The sequence below is a fragment of the Phragmitibacter flavus genome, assembly GCF_005780165.1.
GTDB classification, from domain to species: domain Bacteria; phylum Verrucomicrobiota; class Verrucomicrobiia; order Verrucomicrobiales; family Verrucomicrobiaceae; genus Phragmitibacter; species Phragmitibacter flavus.
In genome coordinates, this window is sequence record NZ_VAUV01000001.1 from 410,228 (window position 1) to 430,742 (window position 20,515).

Here is a 20,515-nt window from a genome sequence, read left to right on the forward strand (position 1 = left end):
GTCAGTTTTGCCGAAGTCACATCGGCAAAACCTCACTTTTCAACAGTTCCACGTCTCCTTCTCCATTCCATTCCCCCGAGCACACTCACTCCAAGCAAGGTTCCCCACAGCCCGAACCAGCGCCATTCTTCCCACGGCTCCACCACATCCAGCTCCAGTAGGGCGTGATCCTTCAGCTTGCTGAAGTGATAAACTTTACCCTCCAGCGGAACCTCAATCCGCAGCGAAACCCGACCCACCGGCTTTAATTGCGAACTCGGTGGCAATGCCATCACCATCTCCCCCACGGCCGGTTTATCATCCATCGCATCTGCCACCATCTGGGGATCCATTGGCGCTGGTGCTGGTGCTGCGGGTGCTGCCGGAGCACTGAATGGATCCATCGGTGTCGCAGCCACGACCCCGCCACCCGATAGCTGCTCCTCCCAAGCTTTGTTCACATCATTCAACATGGCAGCTCGCTGATTGCTCCTCGCTGTATCAAAGAACCCTGCTCGTTTCGATTCAATCTGCTCAAGTCCCCGACGTGCCGCGCCATTCAACGGATCCACTTTCAACGCCTCTGTAAACGCCTTTTCCGCATTGTCAAAATCGCCAAGATTCGCATAAGAATACCCCAATTTTAGCGACTTGGTCAGCTCTGCGATTTTGCCCTGATGTGCTGAGTCCAATTCCGTCACCGGCTTTGCCGTTGCACGTGCGTTGTTTGATGCCTGCACCTGCATCTGCTGCTGCGCAGGTGCTGGCTTCTGCCCCTTCGACTTCTTGTTCGGCTCCACGGGCTCCGGCTTCGCCAAAAAATCCTCTTTCAACCGCGTGGTGTCATTCACCGCAACTCCCATCTCTGGCTCCATGGGCTTCGCTGCTGCAGACGCCCCCCGATTGTCCTTCCACTCCGAATCCTTGCCCTCCCGCGTCGCACTTTTCACCTGATCCATTCTGAAATTCAGATTTTCCACCGAGATCCTGTTCTCCGTCAAAATCGCCTGCTGCTCCCCCAACTGCTGCTGCACTGCACCACGAAGTTGCTCCACCTTCGACTCAACCCCCTTCCTCTCCCTCGGCTTGCTTTCATAAGCACCCCTCGACGACACCACCTCTCCATACTCCATCAACTTCGCAATCGCCTTCTGCGCATTGCTCAGCGCCATCTTCTTGTCCATTTCCCCCATCTCATCGGACTTCATCACCCGGTTAAAGCGCGAGACCTCAGAAAGCAAACTTTGCTGTTTCTCCAGCGCCTGACCTTCCTCGCCGATCTCATCCATGTTTCCATCAAATCGTTTTGGCTCAAACCCCGGCGGCACCCACACATTCCACAGGGTGCGCTCCGCTGACAATCCCACCAACTGAGGATCATCCAACCTCAAACCTTTTCCGGGCCGATCCCCTCCTTTCCCTGGCAAACGGTAAACCAGCCGCACCTGCTGACTCGATTCGCCCGCCCGCATTTGAATCAATGGCACCAGATACACCCCGGCATCCTTCGATGAACGGTCTGCCCGCACCGCCTGCTCACCCACACTCACCTCCACCAGCTCTGCCCCCTCTGCCAGCTTCACCGGCAGGAATTGCAACGAGCGATTTGACAACGAATACACCACGGTATCCCAGCGATCCCCATTTGACCGCAAGGCACTGGTTATCTCCGCCAGTGTGATGATCGCCGCATTCCCCGCCGTGCTTTCCAACTGAGTAAAACTCACTCTCGGCCCATTCCCTGCGGCCAGACGAAAATCCTGCGGTCTCGACAAATCCCCTGGCGCAAACGGCAACGAACCAGCCGCCGTCGACACCGCCCCGCCTTCATCCAAGCGCATCTCCCGCGTCCCCGCATTGTCCACGACCAGAAAGCGCCGCACCTGCCGCGCCCCCTCCACCTGCACCACTGGCACCGCCACCTCGCCATTTAGTGGCAGCTCCATCTCCATTTCAAAATCCACACGCTGCAGAAACTCCCTCTGCAACCTCACCTCATAAACCCGCATTCCCGCCTCAATTCGCGTCTGCACATCCCGCACCCCCGTTCCCGCCACACGCGCCTCCGGCAACTGCTCCGGCAAACGCACCACCACCTCCGCCAGTGCTCCCTGCTCCACCTCCACTCCAATCCGCTGCCTCAATTCCAAACCCTGCTCACCCGCCCTGGCCAGCAACACCGCATCCGCCACAAACTTCGCCGCCTGCCGAGTCAACATCACCGAGCCCGACCAATCTGACCGCTCGCTCACCAATGCATGTTTCACCACCAGTGGCTCCACCACCTCCAGCGCCGACTTCACCGATGTGACATCCACCTCACGAAGCTCTGCCGACTTTTCAAAACTCAGCTTCACCTCGTCGGCCACATGGGCCGCAATCAATGCCGTCGTTTCCACCTTGGCAAAACCCACCGGCACCAGCGCCTCAAGTTTCCACTCCGCAGCCGCTTCCGATACCGACTTCGCCACATGAACCAAAAGCCGTGCCTCTGACTCCACCGCATCATCCAACAACACTTCAAGCCCACCCTCGGACCGATGCCACGAAATGATCCTCGCGCCCGATACTGCCTGCACCTCATACCCGGGCGGCACCCGCACCTTCACCGCACTCAACTTCGCCCCACCCGGCGACAACGTCATCGCTGCCATCATCTCCGCCTTCTGTGCACTCAGCTGATAAACCACCTCCATCTGCGCCTTGCTCCGATCCACCGGCAGCAACACCTCATACTGCGGCAGCTGTTCATCCCTCCAGCGGAATGTTCCCGCGTCATCACGGCCCCCCTTCGCCGACTCCACCCGCTCCATTCCCAAATTGGCTCCTGGTTTCACCATTCTCTTCTCCGACCCCACCATGCTCCATTCGCCCGTCTGCCGTGCCGCCACCCCGGTCGCCTTCGGGACGGTTCTCATCCCCAGATCCGCCACTTCACGCGAGGCGCTTACCAATACCTTCGCCCAATTTGTCACCGCCTGAGGAAAATCCACCTCGACCCACTGCCGCTCCCCTTCCTTGCGCAACGTCGTCACCCCCGGTGGCACCGACTCCACAAGCTCCACCTGCAAATCCCCGGCCAGTTCCACCGCCACCTGACGCCGTTCCGTCCCCTCAAAATCAAATTCCACGCTCGAAGTCACCCGCTCCATCCCAGGAAACACCCACACCATGTTCTCAGCCTTCGCTTGCGCAGGTGCCACCTCCGACCCCACCACCTGTGCCAACGGCTGCCGGATCACTCTCACCCTGTTCGCCGACCCCATCGCTGCCGACACGCTCGACCCCGTCTCGTCTCTCACCACTGTTCCCCTGGAACCAATGACCGGAACATCCAGTCGCGGCACCCCTTCGCCTGATCCAGACTTCACCCGGATCATCGTCGCTGGAACTTCCGGCAACAACAACCTCACCTCCTCCCAACCCTCCAAAAGCGGCACCGTAAAACGCCACTCCACCACGTGCTCACCCGCCTTCTCAATCAACACCGCAGCCCCATCCTCCGTCATCACCGCGGGCACGCCATCCACCATGAAAACCGCCGCCGCCGCCGCCACATCCACCTCATCCTGCTTGATCGTTGCCGCGGCCCTAAGGTTGCCCAATTCCAGCTTCGCCCACGGAGCCCCGCGCGTCAGCACCTCCATTCGCGCCACCATCTCAAGCCCTTGCGCTGTGATCTGTGCGTCATACAAAATCCCCTTCACCACCGCCTCAGGTGCTGCTTTCGACTCCGCTTCATCTTCCTTCACCGATGCCGGACGCCGGCTCTCCTTCGCCAGCTCCCACAACCTTTGGAAATCCGCATAATCCACATAAAACCGCTGTGCCTTCGACTCATCAAACTTTTCCCCCACCTCATAAGGCACCACCACCGTATGCGCCGCCGGATCTCGAACATCCGCCGCCATTGACCCCAAGGGAGCCATCACCAACAGCCAGGCAAAACTCTTCATACACGTTACTCCTTCACAGCAGCAGGCTCATTCAAATTCATCAGCACCAGCCCCTCGACCCACCACGCCAGCCCCCACAAAAACCGCACCAATCCCGCCACCAGCCAACCTGCCAGCACCGCATTCAACACCGCCCACCACGACACCGACAACAGCAGCGGCACGCAAGTCAACAATATCACCGCCGCCAAAGTCATCGCCCAAGGCGACCTGCGACCCAGCGCCCAAAACGCTCCGGCTCCCACCACCATCCACAAACAAGCCCCGACCATCTGTCTCCTCCACGACACATAAGAAAACTCCAGCACCTCAGGTTTCATCGCCCCCTCAAACTCAAACCTCCGACCCGCCACCGGCAGATCCAGCTCCACCGGCAGCAAACCTGCTTTTTCCACTGGAGCGACCATCGTCACCATTCGCAGCGCCCCCACATAAGCATCCACTGCATCCACATTCGGCTGGGTATTTCTTACCATCAATTGCGATGTCGACGGCGAAAAAACTGCCGACGCGCCTTCGGGAAAAGTAATGCCCCCACGCTTCAGCACATCCTCGGCATTGGCATCGGCACCTAGGAAATCCGGTGCCACCGTAAACACTTTTGAATACATCTCTTCGCCCACTTCCGACAACGGCACCACCACCACCGCAAACTTTTCCACTCGATATTTCATATTCGCCAACTCCGTCACATACCGCAACGCCTCATCCAAAGGCACATCCTTCAATTCCAGACTTATCGTCGCCGTCGATGGCACCCCATTCAGTCGCAGCACAAAATTCACGCCCTTCCGCGCCGGATCACGCTCCTCCGAGTCATGCTCACGACTCTTTACCCTCAGCACCTCAATCGCCTTATCCATCGGCACCCCGCTCAACTTCAACTCCGGCAAAATGATGTTCTTCATCTTGCTCGAATAATAGGAGGAATCATCAATCGTGCTCCCGTAGGCAATCCCCGCATCCTCCTCTTTGAATTTGGCCTCCTCCTGCACCCGCAGCGCTGAATCCCATTGATACAGCCATTGCTGCACACCATCCAACTCCGCCTTCCGGTTCGTCATCGTCAACCGCCCCGACCTGGGTTCATATTCCGCCGTCGCCCCTTCGTTAAAAGCAAAGCCCAAACCCTTCAATACATCGATTGCTTGCGCCCCTTGGATCCCGGCAAACACCCCCGTCGACGGCACCCCATGCCACTCTGCTGTTCTCAACCTGCCCTCAATCTCCTCCAACGTCTTCACCACCACCATGCCCCCCTCGATCTCAAATCCTACACCAGCCAACTCGGTCACATACCTCAATGCTTCATCCATCGGAACCTCCCTCAAATCCAAGGTGATTTTGCCGCCCTTCCCCTTGACCGAATCGGACTCAATCACCCGCAATCCTTTTTTCGCGGGATCTCGCTCCTCGGCATCAAAATCCCGGCTCTTGATCCGCAAAAACTCCAGTGCCTCCTCCAGGCTGGCATCCTTGAACTGCACCGACGGAAACAGCAACTGCCGTAATTTCGACTCCGCCCCACGATCAATTTCGTTTTCCACCCGATGCACCGGCATTCTGTCGGTAAGCTCCAGCACCCTGAGCGACTCCATATCCGTTTGCTTGACCGCACCTCCCCCCGCGACAAAATCCACCGACTTGCTCGCCCAACCATTCCACAAACTCCGCGCTTCCTCCCCGCCCCTCACCAAGGACAAACTCGTCCGAGGCTCCCGATAACTAAAACCCTCTGGCGCATGCACCTGCCATGATGTCTTCAACACCGGCACAACCGCATCAAACACCGGCGGCCTGAATGCCTGCTTTCCTCGACTCGCCCACACGCCGCTCTGCGTCTGGTAGATCACCTTGATCACAACTCCGGATCCATCCCCTCTACCCGACAACGGCAACCGCACCTCGCCTTCACCCGCCGAGATCGGCTTCACCGGCTGCAAATCCACCATCGCACTCAACAAAGCCGCCCGATCAGGCAGACGCATGGCGAAGAATTGATCCCCGCTGTGTTTCACCCGCATCACCGCCTGATGCCGCGCCCCCCCATCAAGTCCCACGACGCTTTGCAGCTCCAACCGTGTCACCACCGCACTCGTCAACCGCGTGCTCTCATGCCTCGTCGCCGTCAACTTCAGCTCATGCTCTGACGCTCCAAATCCATAAACTGCCAGCACCCGGTGTCGCGCCGAATACCCCTCAACCGTCGGTGCCCGCAACGCATCCATCGGCTGCAAACCCTTCGTCTCAAACGCCAGCTCCGTATCCGTGTTTGCCTCAATCACCCAACTCCCCGCAAACCGCCGGGCCTTCGGCATCGCCATCCTTGGCAGCGCCGCCTTTAAAACCTTCGCCTCCCCATCCCCCGACTCCACCGCCGGCAAGCTCACATGGAACCGCAAATTCTCCGCCCCCAGCAATTCCTTTCTTAGTGTCAGCGTCCAAACCCCGCTCTTCGCATCCAACCGCCGCTCACCAATCAATGGAGAATCCCACCTCACCAAACCCGACACCGCCTCGGGAAACTTCACCTCCACCACACGCAATGGCGCACGCGAAACCGCCACCCTTACCTGACCCTCAATCTCCACCACCCGCGCCCTCGGCAATGCATAAGCCGTCACCATCGCATCCAACAACGGCTCATGCCGGGCCATTGAAAGCTCCAGGCCAAACTCCCGCAAAGTGAACCACGCCATCTTCCCCCGCACCGGTGTCGTCCGCCCATCGCGTTCCTCCAATCCCGTCGTCTTCAGCGGCGACACGCGCCACCCTTCATCAAAATCCACCGCCACATACCCCGCCACTCGCGACGCCTCCTTCACCTCCACATTCCCCAATTCCAACACTGCCGAACCGCCCGCCAAATTTGGTAATTCCGGCCGCGTCCGCAAAGTGTAAACCGTCTTTGCACCCCGCGTCAGAGCCTTCGGCCACATGATCTCAATGCCCACTTGCCCCACCCGTTTCCACTGCGGCTTCAGTTCACACGCCGTCTCCATTCCAATGAACTTTTCCCCTATCGGCAACGTCAGCAACGTTCTTCCCACCCCGCCTTCCTCGCCATGAAACGTCAATGTTCTTGTCAACGCCACCTCATGCTGACCCAGCTTCGCCAGCAAATCCGCATCCACCGAAAACCGGTCCCCCAACCTCCGCACCTTCGCCATCACTTTCTCCGGCATCACTGCAAATCTTATCCCCATCACCGTCGGCTCCGCCATCACCGCCGGCTTCGCTGCAGCCATCGCTCGATCATGCTCAGTCGGCACAAACAATTCTCCATCTTCTTCATCCCAACCCGAACTCTCCACCCCCTCTTGCAGCACCAGCATCAACCTGAACCAACTCTGACCCGCCCCTCGCAATCTCGGCACATCCATCGCAAAATCTGCACGCCCACCCACTCCAACCGGCAGCGATTTACTCAATACGAAATCTAAACCATAAAGCTTCGATCCGCCCACTTTCCGCACTTCCACGACACCGCCCTTCTGCACCCACACAATCTCCGAGCTTCCCGAGGCACGAACCTGCAACACCTGAGCCTCCGGATCAGGCAGATCAAACACCAGCATGTCAGCCGGCGACCACGCATTCATGAGGAAAACTGTCTGCACCTTGGTCACCACCTCCGTCGTGCTCACCTCCGCCACCGCCAAGCTTCTTGTCACCACCTTCTCTTCATCTGCCTCGGTCAATTTGCCCTCCCGCCACTTCAACAGGATTGTCGAATTCTCGCCGCGTCCCTGTTCACCCGGCACCACCCGCTTCGTGCCATCCAACTCCGTCACAATCTCGTTCCACAAATCCACCCCTTCTCCCGGCGCTACCAGCAATGAACCAGGATTGCCAAAAAACGGCACCTCCACCACCGGAAATCCAAGTTTCCTCTCCACCGGCAACACCATCACCATCTGCACCACATGCCTGCCCCTCCCCCGCACCGCGACCACCCGCTCCCCCCCGTCCTTTGCCGCCATCGTTGCGCCCACCCCACCAAACGACTGCAACAAAACCGAATCCGGCCAACCCGGCAAAACCACACTCGACCAGCCCTCCTTCAAAGCACTCACCGTCAACTCCACCTCAAGCGCCAAACTCTCCGCCCCTGCCGTCGGAGCCGCTTTCATCTTCACTGACTCCAGCACCGCATCCACCGGTGGTTTTTCTTCCTCCTCCTCACTCACCACTCCCGCATCACGAACCAGCCGTTCATAAGACTCCCGATCCAGCAGCACCGCATTCGGATGCGCCTTCAAAACGGTTTCCAAATCCTCCGACGGCACCCACACCTCACGCCGCTCCGGCTTCTTCGCGACCGCCCCCTCCTCCGCCCACAGCCCTCCCGCCAGCGCCAGCCAACCCGCCCCAGCCAACAAACTGATTCTCGTCAAAGTCTTCATAACAAAACCCCGCTAAAAACCCCGTCACGTCACTTCACTTCCTTGGACGCTTCCTCCTTCGACTCCACCATGGGTGCCGAAGCCACCACCACCCCAGCAGCTTGCGTTCGACTTGATCGCGACCACCGAACGAGTAGCCACAGAAATGCCAGTCCCCCCATCAGCAGCGTCAACACCCCAACGATCCCCACCAAACTCGGCTCCCTTGATGCAAGAGCAATCATCCACGCCAGGCCCAAAAACAAAAACCCACCCGTAACCACCACCGCAGCCATTCCACTTCCCGCCAGCGCCCTGAACATCACCGGCACCCCCAGCGCCAGCCATAACCCTGTCACCGCCAGCAGCCCCAACAAACCCGCCTGCACCACCGCGCCATTCGCCGCCCCCACCATTCCCGTCAGCAAGACCGCCACCACTCCCCCCACGCAAACGAACACGACCTTGCGCTGCAACGGCGACTTGATCAAGGCCACCCCACTTAGCAACACCACCAGGAACATCACGCCCTCATAAAAATACGACAGCTTCCTTGAGCGAAATCCCACCTCAATGGCATCCGGTGCTCCCAACCGATGCAATTTGAAATCCTGCCCCTGCGTCGGAACCCTGAAATCAAATGCCGCTTTCTGTTGCTCAGAAATCGCCGGAGCCGGTTGCCAGGCATCCGATGGCTGAATCAGCTGCGGACCAAAACTCGGAATCAATGAATCCAGCACCCGCCGCACCCGGCCCCATCCACGATCCCGCAAACTCTGCGTCATGGCACTTTCAAACCCCGTGTAATCCTGACGCTCCGGCAAAAACAACTGCGCATGCGACTCCATCACCACCCCCACATTCGCCAGCTTAGGAGGCAGAATCGTGAACGTCCCCGACATCCCCATTTTCTCCCCCGGCTTCACACTGGGCATCTCATAGACCAGCCGCACCGGCAAACTGCGGCTCGTTGACCCCGCACCCGCCGGCAGCCTCACGAGCAGATCATCCGACCCCTCACGCTTCATCGGCTGCTGCGTCGTTCCATCGACAAATACATCACTCACCAATCGCGCCCCTTTCGGCAGTTCCACCGCAAGAAACTGCTGCGCATTGTTCCGCACCCAATAAATCATCTCCGTCGTCTGCGCCCCATCCGTCGCCACCGCACTCGTCAGAATCGCGTGCGTCACCACCGCCTGCGGCACCGCAATGTAAGCATTGCGCGTCACCTCCAGCGCCAGCTTCACCGCCTGTGATCTGGACTTGAACGCCAGCAAAACCCCCGGCCTGCTGATCTGCCGATGCAACTCCGCTGGATCAATCTCCTCCAAATTTTCCACTTTATAATCGCGAATCTCCAACGCATCCTCCTTCACCACCGCCACCTGCGCCGTCTCCTGAAACGACCCCGGCACATGCACCGCGAGGAACTCCAGCGCCTTGCCCGATTCAGCCGGCAGGGGTTTCTCAACGCTCAACGACAACGAAAATTGATTCATGCGTTCGCTCCTCAAGATCACCTCCCAAAACGCAAACCCCTCCGCGCCTGGCAACTCCTTCTTCATGGCTTCAGACGCCTGATAATTCTTATCAATCTCCTTCACGCCCGGATCCACAAAACGAATGTCCCCCTCCACCGACTTGGGCACCGCCAGCACAAACCGGTCTGTGCCCGCATAAGCCACATCAAATGCCAGTGTCCACGAATGTCTCAGCGACTGCTCCCGCGCCTCCACCAACGTGAGCACCTCCACATTCACCTGCGGTTCCCGCGCCTTGAAACCCAATGTCCCTGCCGTCTTTATTTCATCCCGATATCGAAACGCCAGCGTCAATTCCGTCCCCGTGGATACCGACAAACCCGAAGCTTCGACTTTTTGTGGTGATGGGATGAGCCCAGGTGGTCCCCCGAATGGATCTCCGTTCATTGACCGCGGCGCGGCGATGTCCAGAGACGACACATCATCCTGCCGCAAATCTCCCAACAACTTCGTGCTCACCTCCAAACTCGTCTGCACTGCCACGCCCACCTTTGCATCGTGTCGTGTCACCTCCAGCGGCACCAATACCGGCACCGCCACCTCCTCTGTCGCTCCTCCTCTCACCGCCTGCGCCCGCAATGTAAACGCCACTTCTCCCAGCATCTGCTTGTCGAATTTTACCACCAAGGTCGATCCCTCCACCGCCCAGCGATCCGCCTTCATCCCCATCACCTCCCAGCCTGACCAGCCCGAAGGCAAATTCATCCGTGACTCGAAAATCCCCACCCGACGGATTGCATACTGAAACCTCGACTCCAACTTCATTGACTCCCTGTTCACCGTCAGCAGTGTCACACTGTCCACATCCACCTGAGCCTTCGCCTCCGCCACGCTCAATGTCAGCTTCGCCGGAAGTTTCAAAAACCGGTAACCTCCCACCGCTGTCAAAGCGGATTCCTCCCCGCCGGTTTGTGTCTGCTGCACCATCCCCTCAGCCGCCTTTGGCGTTACATCCAGATGCCCTTCCGCCAGCACGCCGATCTCACCCCGCTGCTGCGCCGCCCCCTCCACCCCGATCTCCGGCACCACCAGTTCCCCAGGCAGATTGGGCAGTGCTGCTTCCAAGACCAAATTGATTTTCCACGCATCCTTCACCGGCTCATTCGGCGTCAACGTCAGACGCTGACCTTCGCCCGCGGTCTCCAAATTCCAATCCTTCAATCCGGCCCCGGCCACACTCATTACCTGTTGCCCGGCAGGAACCGTTAACACCACGTTCGGAACCGCCGCCCGCAGAATTCGCAGGTCCAGCTCCGATTTTGTCACCAAGGAACCCGCCTGCACCTCCGCCTTGATCTGATTCGACACCAGAATCAACGGTGCCAATGCCGTTTCCGCATCCCGCTTTTGCCAATGGATGTCAAACTTGCCCCCACTTCCGACAAAAAACGCCAGCTGGGTATCCGCTCCCTCTTCACGGGCGGTATAAGCCGCCGCCGGATTCACCTCAAACGCCCATCCATTGCCCGGCACCAGCATGTCAAAACGGCTCACCGTTGCCTTTGGCAACACCAGGGTCACCCCCTGCTTCCCTGCCACGCGTTTGACCGCAGCATACATTTTCAGCTTTAACTCATAGCGACCTTTGTCTGGCAACAGCACGTCATAACCTTCGGCTCCCGCCTTCAGAATCGCCTCGCCCGTATCCGCCTCTGCCAACCCCATCGGCGTGTTTCCACGGGTCAGCGGTAAACTCAGCCACCCCTTTTTGAAGGACTCTACCGTCACGACCGCATCAATCACCAAGGTCTCGCCATCCCTCCTGGCCCGGTATTCCGCTCGCGATACCACCCCATCCTGCGGCGGCTTCACCTCTTCCGTCACACGTTTCAAATTCAGCTCTCCCCACAACTCAAGAAACTCCTTGTAGGGCAGAAACACCCCTTTGCCGCCATCATTGAACACCTTCTCCAAGTCTTCATAAGGCACGTAAATCGTTCGTTCTCTTTCCCGCACCGGCCCCGGTAAAGCTTCAATCGCCGGAGCCGGAACAAGAACAGGAACCGGAGCCGGGACAGGAATCGGAGGGCCAGCCAAATCCTGGGCCACCATTCCGGCTGTAAAAACTGCAATACCAACTATTGGTGCAAAGATCGTGCGCATCATAAACGTGGGGAAGATACCGTTGCCAAGCGACTGGCTCATAAAACCAGCAACGGTTGGCGAGCACCACGCAAGAATCGTAAGAATCTTGTAAAATCCCGCACCCAATATCAAGCCTCCAATTTTCCCAATCCAGGCTCAAGGCACCTAAGTGGTTCAAAGTGAGACCAATCCGAGCTTGATCAATCTATGTTGCCAAGTCGGGAAACAAACGTCCGACCGTATCAGCCAAACCACGATCTCGCCTTAATTCGAGACCATCGCACCCGTTCTCGCTGGAACGGGAAGTTTCCAGGAAAAGCGCACTTCGAGGTCTTGAACGGGGACGCTGCCGTCACTCCATTCCCAGGCTTCGCGGCGGTAATTTTGCACCAAACGACGATAGTTGGTGAAGGTCAGTTCCAGAGACTGCCAGCCACCGTGGTTGACGCGGATTTCTGCCTGATCTTCCAGCCAGCGACGCAGACGAAAGAGAGCCAAATAACAAACCGGTTGGCAGGTTTCGCGAACGGTGCAGAAAGCCTGAACGGCTTGCCGCGCAGGACCGCCCTGCAACAAGACTGAAATCATGTCGAGCACGGCGTCCGTGCGCACGGAGGAAGCGGCCACTTCTTCATGCGTCAAAAGGGAGCGCAGATGCGCCAGCCCAAGGAAATGCGGATGATTTACGCCCACCGTCGCGTTGGCAGCAGTCGTGGCGCGGGTGTTTTCGCTGGCAGAAATGGAAGGGGCCGTTTGCATTTGCAGGTCAGTCACTTATTCAATCATTTGTGAGACGATGTCTCAGTATCACTACAACTCCTTTCAAAATACGCCCGTCGCAAGCGGTTTTATCAAATTATCTTGCGACTCATTCTAAGCAAGTCGGCCTTCCAACAGCTGCGACCTCCAAAAAGTCTCTTCTGCGTCGCTTGCGGTGTCGCTCAAGCCGATGCTGATGCACAATTCGCCACGCTCGTCGTAGGCTTCAATATTCCATCGTTCGCCTTCCGGTGTGGGCAGGCAAACCACCCAGGTTGACCAAGCGCCGCCGTCGCCACAGCGCATGGTCAGTTGGGTTTGCGGACTAAAAAATGTCAGGCCGCACCCGCAAAAGCTTGCCCGGCTGAGGGTGCAGTTGGCGGGCATGAACACGGCACGATTGCGCACGGCGAATTCCATCCAGCCACGCCGCGCCGTCATTTGCTCCAGCAACAGGCGATCCACCTGGGGTTGCAACTGCCAGGCAAACGAGCCTGCTGCCGCTTTCAAGCCGGACAATCGGGGCACCATTGCCAGGCCAGGGAAATATCGGCCTGGGCGGGTGCGTGCCAATCCTTCCCACAGCGGTTTAACCTGCTTCCAGTCGGGCAGGGGAGCCTCCGTGGGGTCGGACGATTCGACAGGGGTCGGCGTTCCCCAAGCGGTCGCCACTGCATGCGTTCGCACCAGTTGTTCGAAGGCGTCCAGATCGCTGTCCTCGGTGATCATGATTTTTAGACAGCCGGTTCCATCGCGGGTGGAAAATTGCAGACTGGCCATTTGCTGGCCATCGATCTCATCCACCACGGCCATGGCCGAACCCAGCATGCCGCTGCGGAGTTCCGTTCCGGAATGCAGCTCCACGAGTTCGTAAGTGCCAGGAATGCGCTGGAAATCCACCCGTGGCCAGACGGTGGCGAGGTTCAACGGGCCCGATCGGACACTTGCCAACACCGCGCCAAGCTCACGCAGTCCTCCAAGCATCAATTCCCAGCGCGTGTCCAGACGCACCATGGTGGATTGGGAGGATTCGCCCATCAGCCAGAGGCCCGGACACGACTTGCGTAGGTCGAACGTGCCCGCGTCGAAACTATAGGCCACCCGCGGTGGACTGGAATCCATAAGAAAGAAGATGGGAGGTGGAGCTGAGGGAGCGATCAGGCAGGAACGGCCTGATCTTCCGCGAGGGCGGCGAAAACACCGGCGATCCACTCATCACATGGGGTGTCGTAGTCGGTGTCGCATTCCACCAAGGGGTAGAAACGCTTGGCCCCGGCTTTTTCCAAGGCGGCATCGTAATCGTGACCGCACTTGCAAAACTGCTCATAGGAAGTGTCGCCCAGTGCCAGCACCGAGAACTTCAAATGGGAAAAATCTTTGCCACCTTCAACGACCACTTCTTCATAGAGCGCTTCCGCGCCGTCGGGTGGTTCGCCGTCGCCGTAGGTGCTGGTGATGATCAAGGCGATGTCATGTTCTGCAAGAACGCTCGCATCCGTCTCCGCCATGCTGACCAGGGAAGGGGTGAAACCACGTGCACGCGCCAGTTTGCCAGCTTTGTCTGCACAGTATTCTGCATTGCCGGTGACGCTTCCGAAAAGGATGAGTAAAGATTGGCTCATAGTTTGAATTAAACGCAAAGGATCACAGAGTCCATACGAGATCGCGCAAACTTTGCAACTCATTCTCAATAGAGCCATGGATTTTCTTCCAGACTGTCTATCAAGCAGGTTTTTTAAGCCCATGAACGCTGTAGCGCATGGGTAAATCCGGCTCCTTCGGTGGTTATGGTGGGCGGCTCCATGCGGGTCATGTCGTTGTGGATGAAGGCAGTCGAAGTGGAGGAAGAGGGACGCGGTCGAGGGTGTTGAATGGAATGGTGAGCATGGCAAAGTAGGGGGCCATGGCTTTGGAGAACGGGCCGTTGAGGAAGAGGCGATCGAGAAGCAAGTCGCGCAGAGCGCTGGCGGGTTTGCCCTGCCAGGTGCCGAGCCACATGCCGCGTCCGGCGCGGGCGATGGCAATGGAAGCGGCGCGGCGGCGATAGCGATTGTAGGCGTTGAACAGCGGTTCGTGAGCAGCGTGACGGCGCAGGATGGAGTCGAGGGCGTCAGCAAGGAATTCGGCATCGGCAAAGCCGGTGTTCATGCCCTGACCGCCGATGGGGCTCATGACATGCGCGGCATCGCCAAGCAGCAGGACGCGGCCCTCATGGTAGCGCACGCAATTGAGCCGGCGTGGGGTGAAGATGTTTTGGTTTTGTTGATCAGACGCGGGAACGATGAGTCCGGTGCGTTGCTGCACGATTTCGCTGATCAATCCAGCAGGTGCGGAATCGAGGCGCTCGGGAGTTTGCACGATCCAGCGACGCTGACTGTTGGGCAGGGGGAAGGATTCGATGGAGCCGCGCGAGGTGAAATAGAGGTGGGCTTCAGCGCCGAGATCGCTGCGGTCGATGAAGTCGCCCATGACAAAATGGCAGCGATACGATTTTCCCTCGGTGGGGATTTTTAGGATGTCGCGAACGCGGCTGCGGCTGCCGTCGCTGGCGCAGAGGTAGTCGGTGGTGACGGAGTGCGTGGTTCCGTGATGAGCGTCGAGATAGCGAATTTCGCAGTGATTGGAGTCTTGCGCTACGTGGGTGATCTCCATTCCGCTCAGTGCGGAGACGGAAGGATAAGAGGTGAGTTTTGCTTTGAGCAAACGGATCGTTTCGGATTGAGGCAGGGAGAGAATGAAACGGTAATCGTCGGGGATGTCGCGAAAACTCATGCAGCCCAACCGACGGTGTTCGCCGTGAATGATGCAGTCGACGACCTTGACGCCTTGATCGATGAACGATTTGGCAAGATCGAGTTTTTCCAGGATGTGCAGCGATGGCGGGGTGATGCCGATGGCATGAGAATGGATGATGGGTTCAGTGCGCTTTTCCAGAAGAAGAGTGCGGATGCCTCGTTGACCAAGCAAACAGGCCAGCAGCAAACCGACGGGTCCGGCACCGACAATGATGGCTTCGCAGTGGGGCGCCTTCATGCGATGACCAGTTCATCGGGGACCGTTTCGATTGCCTCGCTGATGGTGGGTCCGCCGCAGCGTTCAAGCACGGCGGATTCGACCGTGAGGCCGGGACCAAAGGCGAGGGCGCAAACCTTTGCCTCGGGAGTTTTGGCGTTTTCCAGCATGGCTTTGAGGACGAAGAGGACAGTCGCGCTGCTCATGTTGCCGTAATCGCGCAGGATGGCACGTGGGATGTCCAGCGCGTCTTCGGGAAGGGCGAGCGAGTGGGACACCTTGTCGAGAATCGCGCGACCTCCGGGGTGCACGGCCCACTCATTGATGGCGGAGAGCTCAATGCCACACTCAAGAAGCATGGTTTGCAACACGGGTTCAAGTTGGGTCCCAAGGATGTCGGGAACATAACTGCTGAGGACGATGTTGAAGCCATGATTGCCGATTTCCCAGGCCATGTGGGTTTCGCTGTTGGGGACAATGCAGGAACGAAAGCCATTGAGCCTGAAGGCGGGTTGGTGGGCATCGGGTTCGCGGGCACTGACGATGGCGGCGGCGGCACCGTCGGCGAAGAGGGAGTTTGCCAGAAGATTGTCAGGCTGGGCATCGAGTTGCATGTGCAAGGTGCAGAGCTCCAGGCACATGACCATCACCACGGCATCCGGATTGGCCTCGCAAAATTGGGCGGCCATGCGCAGGGCGGGGAACGCGGCGTAGCAGCCCATGAAGCCGACAGTGTAACGCTCGACACGGTCAGATAATCCGAGTTCGCGAATGATGTGGAAGTCGGGTCCGGGATTCGCAAAGCCGGTGCACGATGCGAAGACCAAGTGGGTAATTTCTTCGGGCGCGAAGTCGCTTTCAAGGAGGATTTTGCGTGCCAGCTCGACCGACATGGAGCGGGCTTCGGTGGCAAAGACCGCATTGCGCTCGGCGGTGCCAGGCGCGAAGGGGATGCCCTGAGAATCGTTTTGGAAGAGAGTGCCGCCGGTTTCGCTGCGGAAATCGTCAAGCACGCTGTAACGGGTGTCGATGCCGGAACGGTTGTAGACGGCGTGGATCATGCGGCGCGTCTTTTCATCGCCAGCCCATGACTTCATGCGGTCGCGAACAAAATCCTGCCGATATTTGCAAGTCGGTGTGAGGGTGGAGAGGTGGTGGATGAATGCAGGCATGGGGTTGGTCGGGATCAGGCACTCACGCGGTTGAGGGTGATGGTGGCACGCACCTTGATGGTGTCGCCAACGCGAATGACCAGCAGCACCGAGGGCACTTTGATGTTGCTGGTTTTCAGAGAGAGATCGAAAGTCACATCGAAAGTGACCTGCTTGTTGTTTTTGGCGGCCTTCCAATTGCTGATGGTGCCTTCCACTTTTTGAGCCTTGCCGAGCAGGGTGAGTTCGAAGGGAAGCGTCTGGGGCGGGATCTCGCCGGTGAAGGCGGTGTCGAAGCTGGCGGTGATGAGGGGGAAGGAGCCGACCTTCATTGACTCGCGCATTTTTTTGTCGCGATCAGGTTCGGCAGTGTCCATGGCAGTGGCTTTAACTTGTGCCGCGGCCTTGAGGGACTTGGGTTGCTGATGGTCGTCGATGTCGACGGTGGCAATGAATGGTTCGGTCGCCACTTTGCCAGACCACTCATGGAGTGTTGAAGTGCCGGAGAAAGTGATGTCGCCGGTGCCTCGCCACTTGGTGGTGGTATCGGCGAAGATGGGGCTGGCAAGACCAAGCCAGACGGTGGCAATCGCAATGGCAGTGAGGATGGGATTCATACGAAGAGGGAAAGTGGAACTGGGTCAGTGGATGGATAGAGCATTTTCAAGTCCACGACTTAGTGATGCGTAGACATGAGGCGCACAGATTCCGCCAATGATTCATTCATGAAGCGATCAAAACACCGGCTTCGCGAAAGGCTTTTTCGGCGGCGGCAAATTCGATGTGTGCCAGTTCGGCGGCACCGTCAGCGGCGAGCAGTTCGCCAAGGCGTTGGCGCGTTTGTGCGGCGGGGATGGGGGCACCCATGTCGAGCCATAGACGCACGGTGTTGCGAAATCCAGCGATGGCGGCGGCGGTGCGGCCTTCAGCGGCGGTGAGTTCGGCGCGGGCACCTTCCACCAGGGCCTTGAGGGCGGGCGTGGAAATGGTGTCCGGGGAGGCGTCAATCTCGGCGAGGGTTTTTCGGGCGAGATCGAGATCACCCGCGCGGGCGGCGATGACGATCCAATGAGAGAGGGCCCGGCCGCGACGGGAGTTGCACGAGTAGGAGTTTTCAGCGAAGGCGCGGGACAGTCTTTTGAGCGCTTCCTTGGGCTGGCCTTCGGCGAGTTTGAGCTGGGCGAGTTCGAGTTGCGCATCCCAGCCGAGTTCCATGGTGGTGGTGAACGCGTGCTGGGCACCGGCAAGATCGCCTTTGGCAAGCAGGGTTTCGCCAAGGCAGCGCCAGACTTCGCCTTCCACCCACGGGGAGTGTTTGGCGAGAATTTCGATGCAGGTGCGGATTTCCTGTTCGGCTTCCTCAAGTTTGCCTTGAATGGTGAGCAACTCGGCGCGGTGCAGGCGGCACAGGCCGTTGTAGCTGATGGGGCCCAGGTGGTCGCCCCAACGGGTGAACTGATCCGTCCATTCGGAGGCACGCCGCCAGTCGGAGCGTGTCATGCAGGTGTAGATAAGCGCGCAGTAGATGATGCCGCCTGCCCAGGGACTGAGTATGCGGGCACTGACGGCGGCCCCGGCTTCCTCGAGGGCGGCCATGGCGGAGGGGATGCGGTTGAGGAAGAGATGGATTTCGCCGATGCTGACGAGGCCGAGCGTTTCGAGGTCGGCGTCGTGAAGATGTTCGCCGATGGCGCGGGTGCTTTCGGCGAGAGCGAGGGCGGTGTTAAGATCGTTTTCTGCAATGGCGAATCGGTGACCGAGGTAGTCGAGGTAACCCTGTTCGCGGCCTGGCGGTTGATCCACCAGCAGGCGCCTGGCCTTGTGATACCAGCCTTTGGAGAGCGCGGCATCCCGCCATTCCATGCGAATGTGCGCGAGCAGGGTTGCGGTCCAGGCGGCGCGTCGTCGTTCGCCTTGATCGATTAACTGGGCAAAGGCTTCTTCGAGCGGGGCGATGAGAGTTTCATCACGTCCGCCGGTCTGCACTTTTTGGGCCCACTGTTGAAGAGAGTGGTCGTTGAGCGCGAGCAATTGGTTGGAATTGGGATCTGGCTTGGGCGGAATGACGTCGTCGGCGGCGGGGTCAAAGCAGAAGCGATAGCCATGGCGTGGAAAGGTGCGAATGACGTCGTCGGCTCCGGCTTGTTGGAAGGTGGAACGCAGAAGGCTGATGGCGCGTTGCAGGGCTCCGTCGGCGACCATGACATCGGTCCACACGGCATCGAGCAGTTCATCTTTGGGCACGACGCGGTCGCGATGGCGCACGAGATGCACCAGCAGGTCGAAGATGCGTGGTTGCAGCGGTTGTGGTTTGCCATGCACCCGCAGTTCGCGCTTGGGCTCGTCGATTTCGATGAACTGGAAGCAATGCAACATGGTGGTTTGTTTAAGGGACATGCGGCCGTGCGACACGGCATGAATGAAATAAGGAAATGATAAGGTGGGGCGAAGGATTTGTGTTTCTCGATGAGGTAGCATCATCGCCCAAACCAAAACTAATTCCATCTTATGTGCATTGCTTGTGAAACCCAATTGAATCCTGAAGACCTCAATGCGTTCGGTGAACGCTTCCTCAACATCATGAACTCGGCCAATCTGGCGATGATGATGTCCATCGGATACCGCACCGGATTGTTCGAAGTCCTACGTGAAATCGGACCTTCCACCAGCGCGGAGCTGGCGAAGAAGGCAAACCTTAACGAACGTTATGTGCGCGAGTGGCTCGGCGCGGTCACCACCGGTGGCATTGTGGAGTGCGACGACACCGGCTCGGTGTTTACGCTGCCTGCCGCTCATGCCGCCATGCTGACGGATGCCGATGGACAAAACGTGGCGTATCTGACCCAGTTCATTGCGGTGCTCGGTGCCGTGGAGGATCGCGTGGTGGAGTGTTTCCGCAAAGGAGGCGGGGTGCCGTATTCGGCGTATCCACGTTTTCATGAAGTGATGGCAACGGACAGCCATCGCAATGTGGTGGAAGCTTTGGAAGATCGCATTTTGCCGTTGATGCCGGAGATGACGGAACGACTCGAACGAGGCATTGAGGTGCTGGATGTCGGCTGCGGGCAGGGTCGTGCGCTTTTGGAACTGGCCCGATTGTTTCCGAACAGCCAGTTCACCGGCTTTGATCTTTGTCCAGAACCCGTGGCCTGGGCGCGGGCCGAGGCGGTCAAACGTGGGCTCAGCAACGTGACTTTTGAGATCCGCGATTTAACCACTTTTCATGAAGACGCACCGCCTGCTGCGTTTGACTGGATCACCGCTTTTGATGCGATTCATGACCAGGCGCGTCCCGATCATTTGCTGGCGGGCATCCGTCGTGCCTTGAAGCCTGATGGGTTGTTTTTGATGCAGGACGTCGGAGCCTCCAGCAACATCGCGGACAATCGGAACCATCACCTTGGGCCATTGATTTACACGGTTTCTTGCATGCACTGCATGACGGTTTCGCTTTCGCAGGGCGGACTTGGAGTGGGCACCGCGTGGGGAGAGCAGATGACGCGGGAGTTCCTGTTCAATGCGGGCTTCAGTGACGTGGACCGCCATCAGTTGGAGCACGACATCATGAATTATTATTATGTGGTGAAGCCGTAAGTGATGGGTTGATTTGCAGAGGGCGGCTTTGGCTGCCTTGGTATGGTAAG

11 protein-coding genes are annotated in these 20,515 nt (G+C 58.5%); 1 reads left to right on the forward strand and 10 read right to left on the reverse strand.

What is annotated here, in order from left to right; genetic code table 11:
- Positions 1-32: 32 nt before the first annotated feature.
- The 10 genes from FEM03_RS01720 to FEM03_RS01765 form a co-directional block, all read right to left on the reverse strand.
- Complete coding sequence (locus tag FEM03_RS01720) at positions 33-3,935, reverse strand: tetratricopeptide repeat protein (protein WP_138084439.1); 3,903 nt, start codon at positions 3,933-3,935, stop codon at positions 33-35.
- Between the two features lie 5 nt (positions 3,936-3,940).
- Positions 3,941-8,341 carry a hypothetical protein gene (locus tag FEM03_RS01725; protein ID WP_138084440.1) on the reverse strand — a complete coding sequence of 1,467 codons (4,401 nt, stop codon included), beginning with the start codon at positions 8,339-8,341 and terminating at the stop codon, positions 3,941-3,943.
- Between the two features lie 29 nt (positions 8,342-8,370).
- Complete coding sequence (locus tag FEM03_RS01730; RefSeq protein WP_138084441.1) at positions 8,371-11,793, reverse strand: hypothetical protein; 3,423 nt, start codon at positions 11,791-11,793, stop codon at positions 8,371-8,373.
- A gap of 420 nt (positions 11,794-12,213) precedes the next feature.
- Complete coding sequence (locus tag FEM03_RS01735; RefSeq protein WP_206170793.1) at positions 12,214-12,723, reverse strand: hypothetical protein; 510 nt, start codon at positions 12,721-12,723, stop codon at positions 12,214-12,216.
- A gap of 99 nt (positions 12,724-12,822) precedes the next feature.
- Positions 12,823-13,830, reverse strand: a complete 1,008-nt coding sequence (locus FEM03_RS01740) for a ChuX/HutX family heme-like substrate-binding protein (protein WP_138084443.1) — start codon at positions 13,828-13,830, stop codon at positions 12,823-12,825.
- Positions 13,831-13,865: 35 nt separating this feature from the next.
- A complete protein-coding gene (locus FEM03_RS24235; RefSeq protein WP_166442541.1) occupies positions 13,866-14,330 on the reverse strand; it encodes a flavodoxin domain-containing protein in 465 nt (154 codons plus the stop codon).
- A gap of 187 nt (positions 14,331-14,517) precedes the next feature.
- Positions 14,518-15,741 (reverse strand): FAD-dependent oxidoreductase, encoded by a 1,224-nt coding sequence (locus tag FEM03_RS01750; protein WP_138084445.1) that lies wholly within the window; start codon positions 15,739-15,741, stop codon positions 14,518-14,520.
- A complete protein-coding gene (locus FEM03_RS01755; RefSeq protein WP_138084446.1) occupies positions 15,738-16,892 on the reverse strand; it encodes a type III polyketide synthase in 1,155 nt (384 codons plus the stop codon). Before FEM03_RS01755 ends, FEM03_RS01750 begins: the two co-directional genes overlap by 4 nt.
- A 14-nt stretch (positions 16,893-16,906) precedes the next feature.
- Positions 16,907-17,488 (reverse strand): YceI family protein, encoded by a 582-nt coding sequence (locus FEM03_RS01760; protein WP_138084447.1) that lies wholly within the window; start codon positions 17,486-17,488, stop codon positions 16,907-16,909.
- Positions 17,489-17,594: 106 nt separating this feature from the next.
- Entirely contained in the window at positions 17,595-19,268 is a 1,674-nt protein-coding gene (locus FEM03_RS01765; RefSeq protein ID WP_166442542.1) for a winged helix-turn-helix domain-containing protein, read from the reverse strand.
- Positions 19,269-19,379: 111 nt separating this feature from the next.
- On the opposite strand from FEM03_RS01765, the gene FEM03_RS01770 reads away from it, so the two are divergent.
- Positions 19,380-20,465 (forward strand): class I SAM-dependent methyltransferase, encoded by a 1,086-nt coding sequence (locus FEM03_RS01770; protein WP_138084449.1) that lies wholly within the window; start codon positions 19,380-19,382, stop codon positions 20,463-20,465.
- Positions 20,466-20,515: the final 50 nt, after the last annotated feature.

Coding starts and splice junctions, on each gene's coding strand:
- FEM03_RS24235 (WP_166442541.1), bottom strand. CDS start 14,330: ATGAGCCAATCTTTACTCATCCTTTTCGGAAGCGTCACCGGCAATGCA.
- FEM03_RS01740 (WP_138084443.1), bottom strand. CDS start 13,830: ATGGATTCCAGTCCACCGCGGGTGGCCTATAGTTTCGACGCGGGCACG.
- FEM03_RS01725 (WP_138084440.1), bottom strand. CDS start 8,341: ATGAAGACTTTGACGAGAATCAGTTTGTTGGCTGGGGCGGGTTGGCTG.
- FEM03_RS01765 (WP_166442542.1), bottom strand. CDS start 19,268: ATGTCCCTTAAACAAACCACCATGTTGCATTGCTTCCAGTTCATCGAA.
- FEM03_RS01770 (WP_138084449.1), top strand. CDS start 19,380: ATGTGCATTGCTTGTGAAACCCAATTGAATCCTGAAGACCTCAATGCG.
- FEM03_RS01760 (WP_138084447.1), bottom strand. CDS start 17,488: ATGAATCCCATCCTCACTGCCATTGCGATTGCCACCGTCTGGCTTGGT.
- FEM03_RS01720 (WP_138084439.1), bottom strand. CDS start 3,935: ATGAAGAGTTTTGCCTGGCTGTTGGTGATGGCTCCCTTGGGGTCAATG.
- FEM03_RS01755 (WP_138084446.1), bottom strand. CDS start 16,892: ATGCCTGCATTCATCCACCACCTCTCCACCCTCACACCGACTTGCAAA.
- FEM03_RS01750 (WP_138084445.1), bottom strand. CDS start 15,741: ATGAAGGCGCCCCACTGCGAAGCCATCATTGTCGGTGCCGGACCCGTC.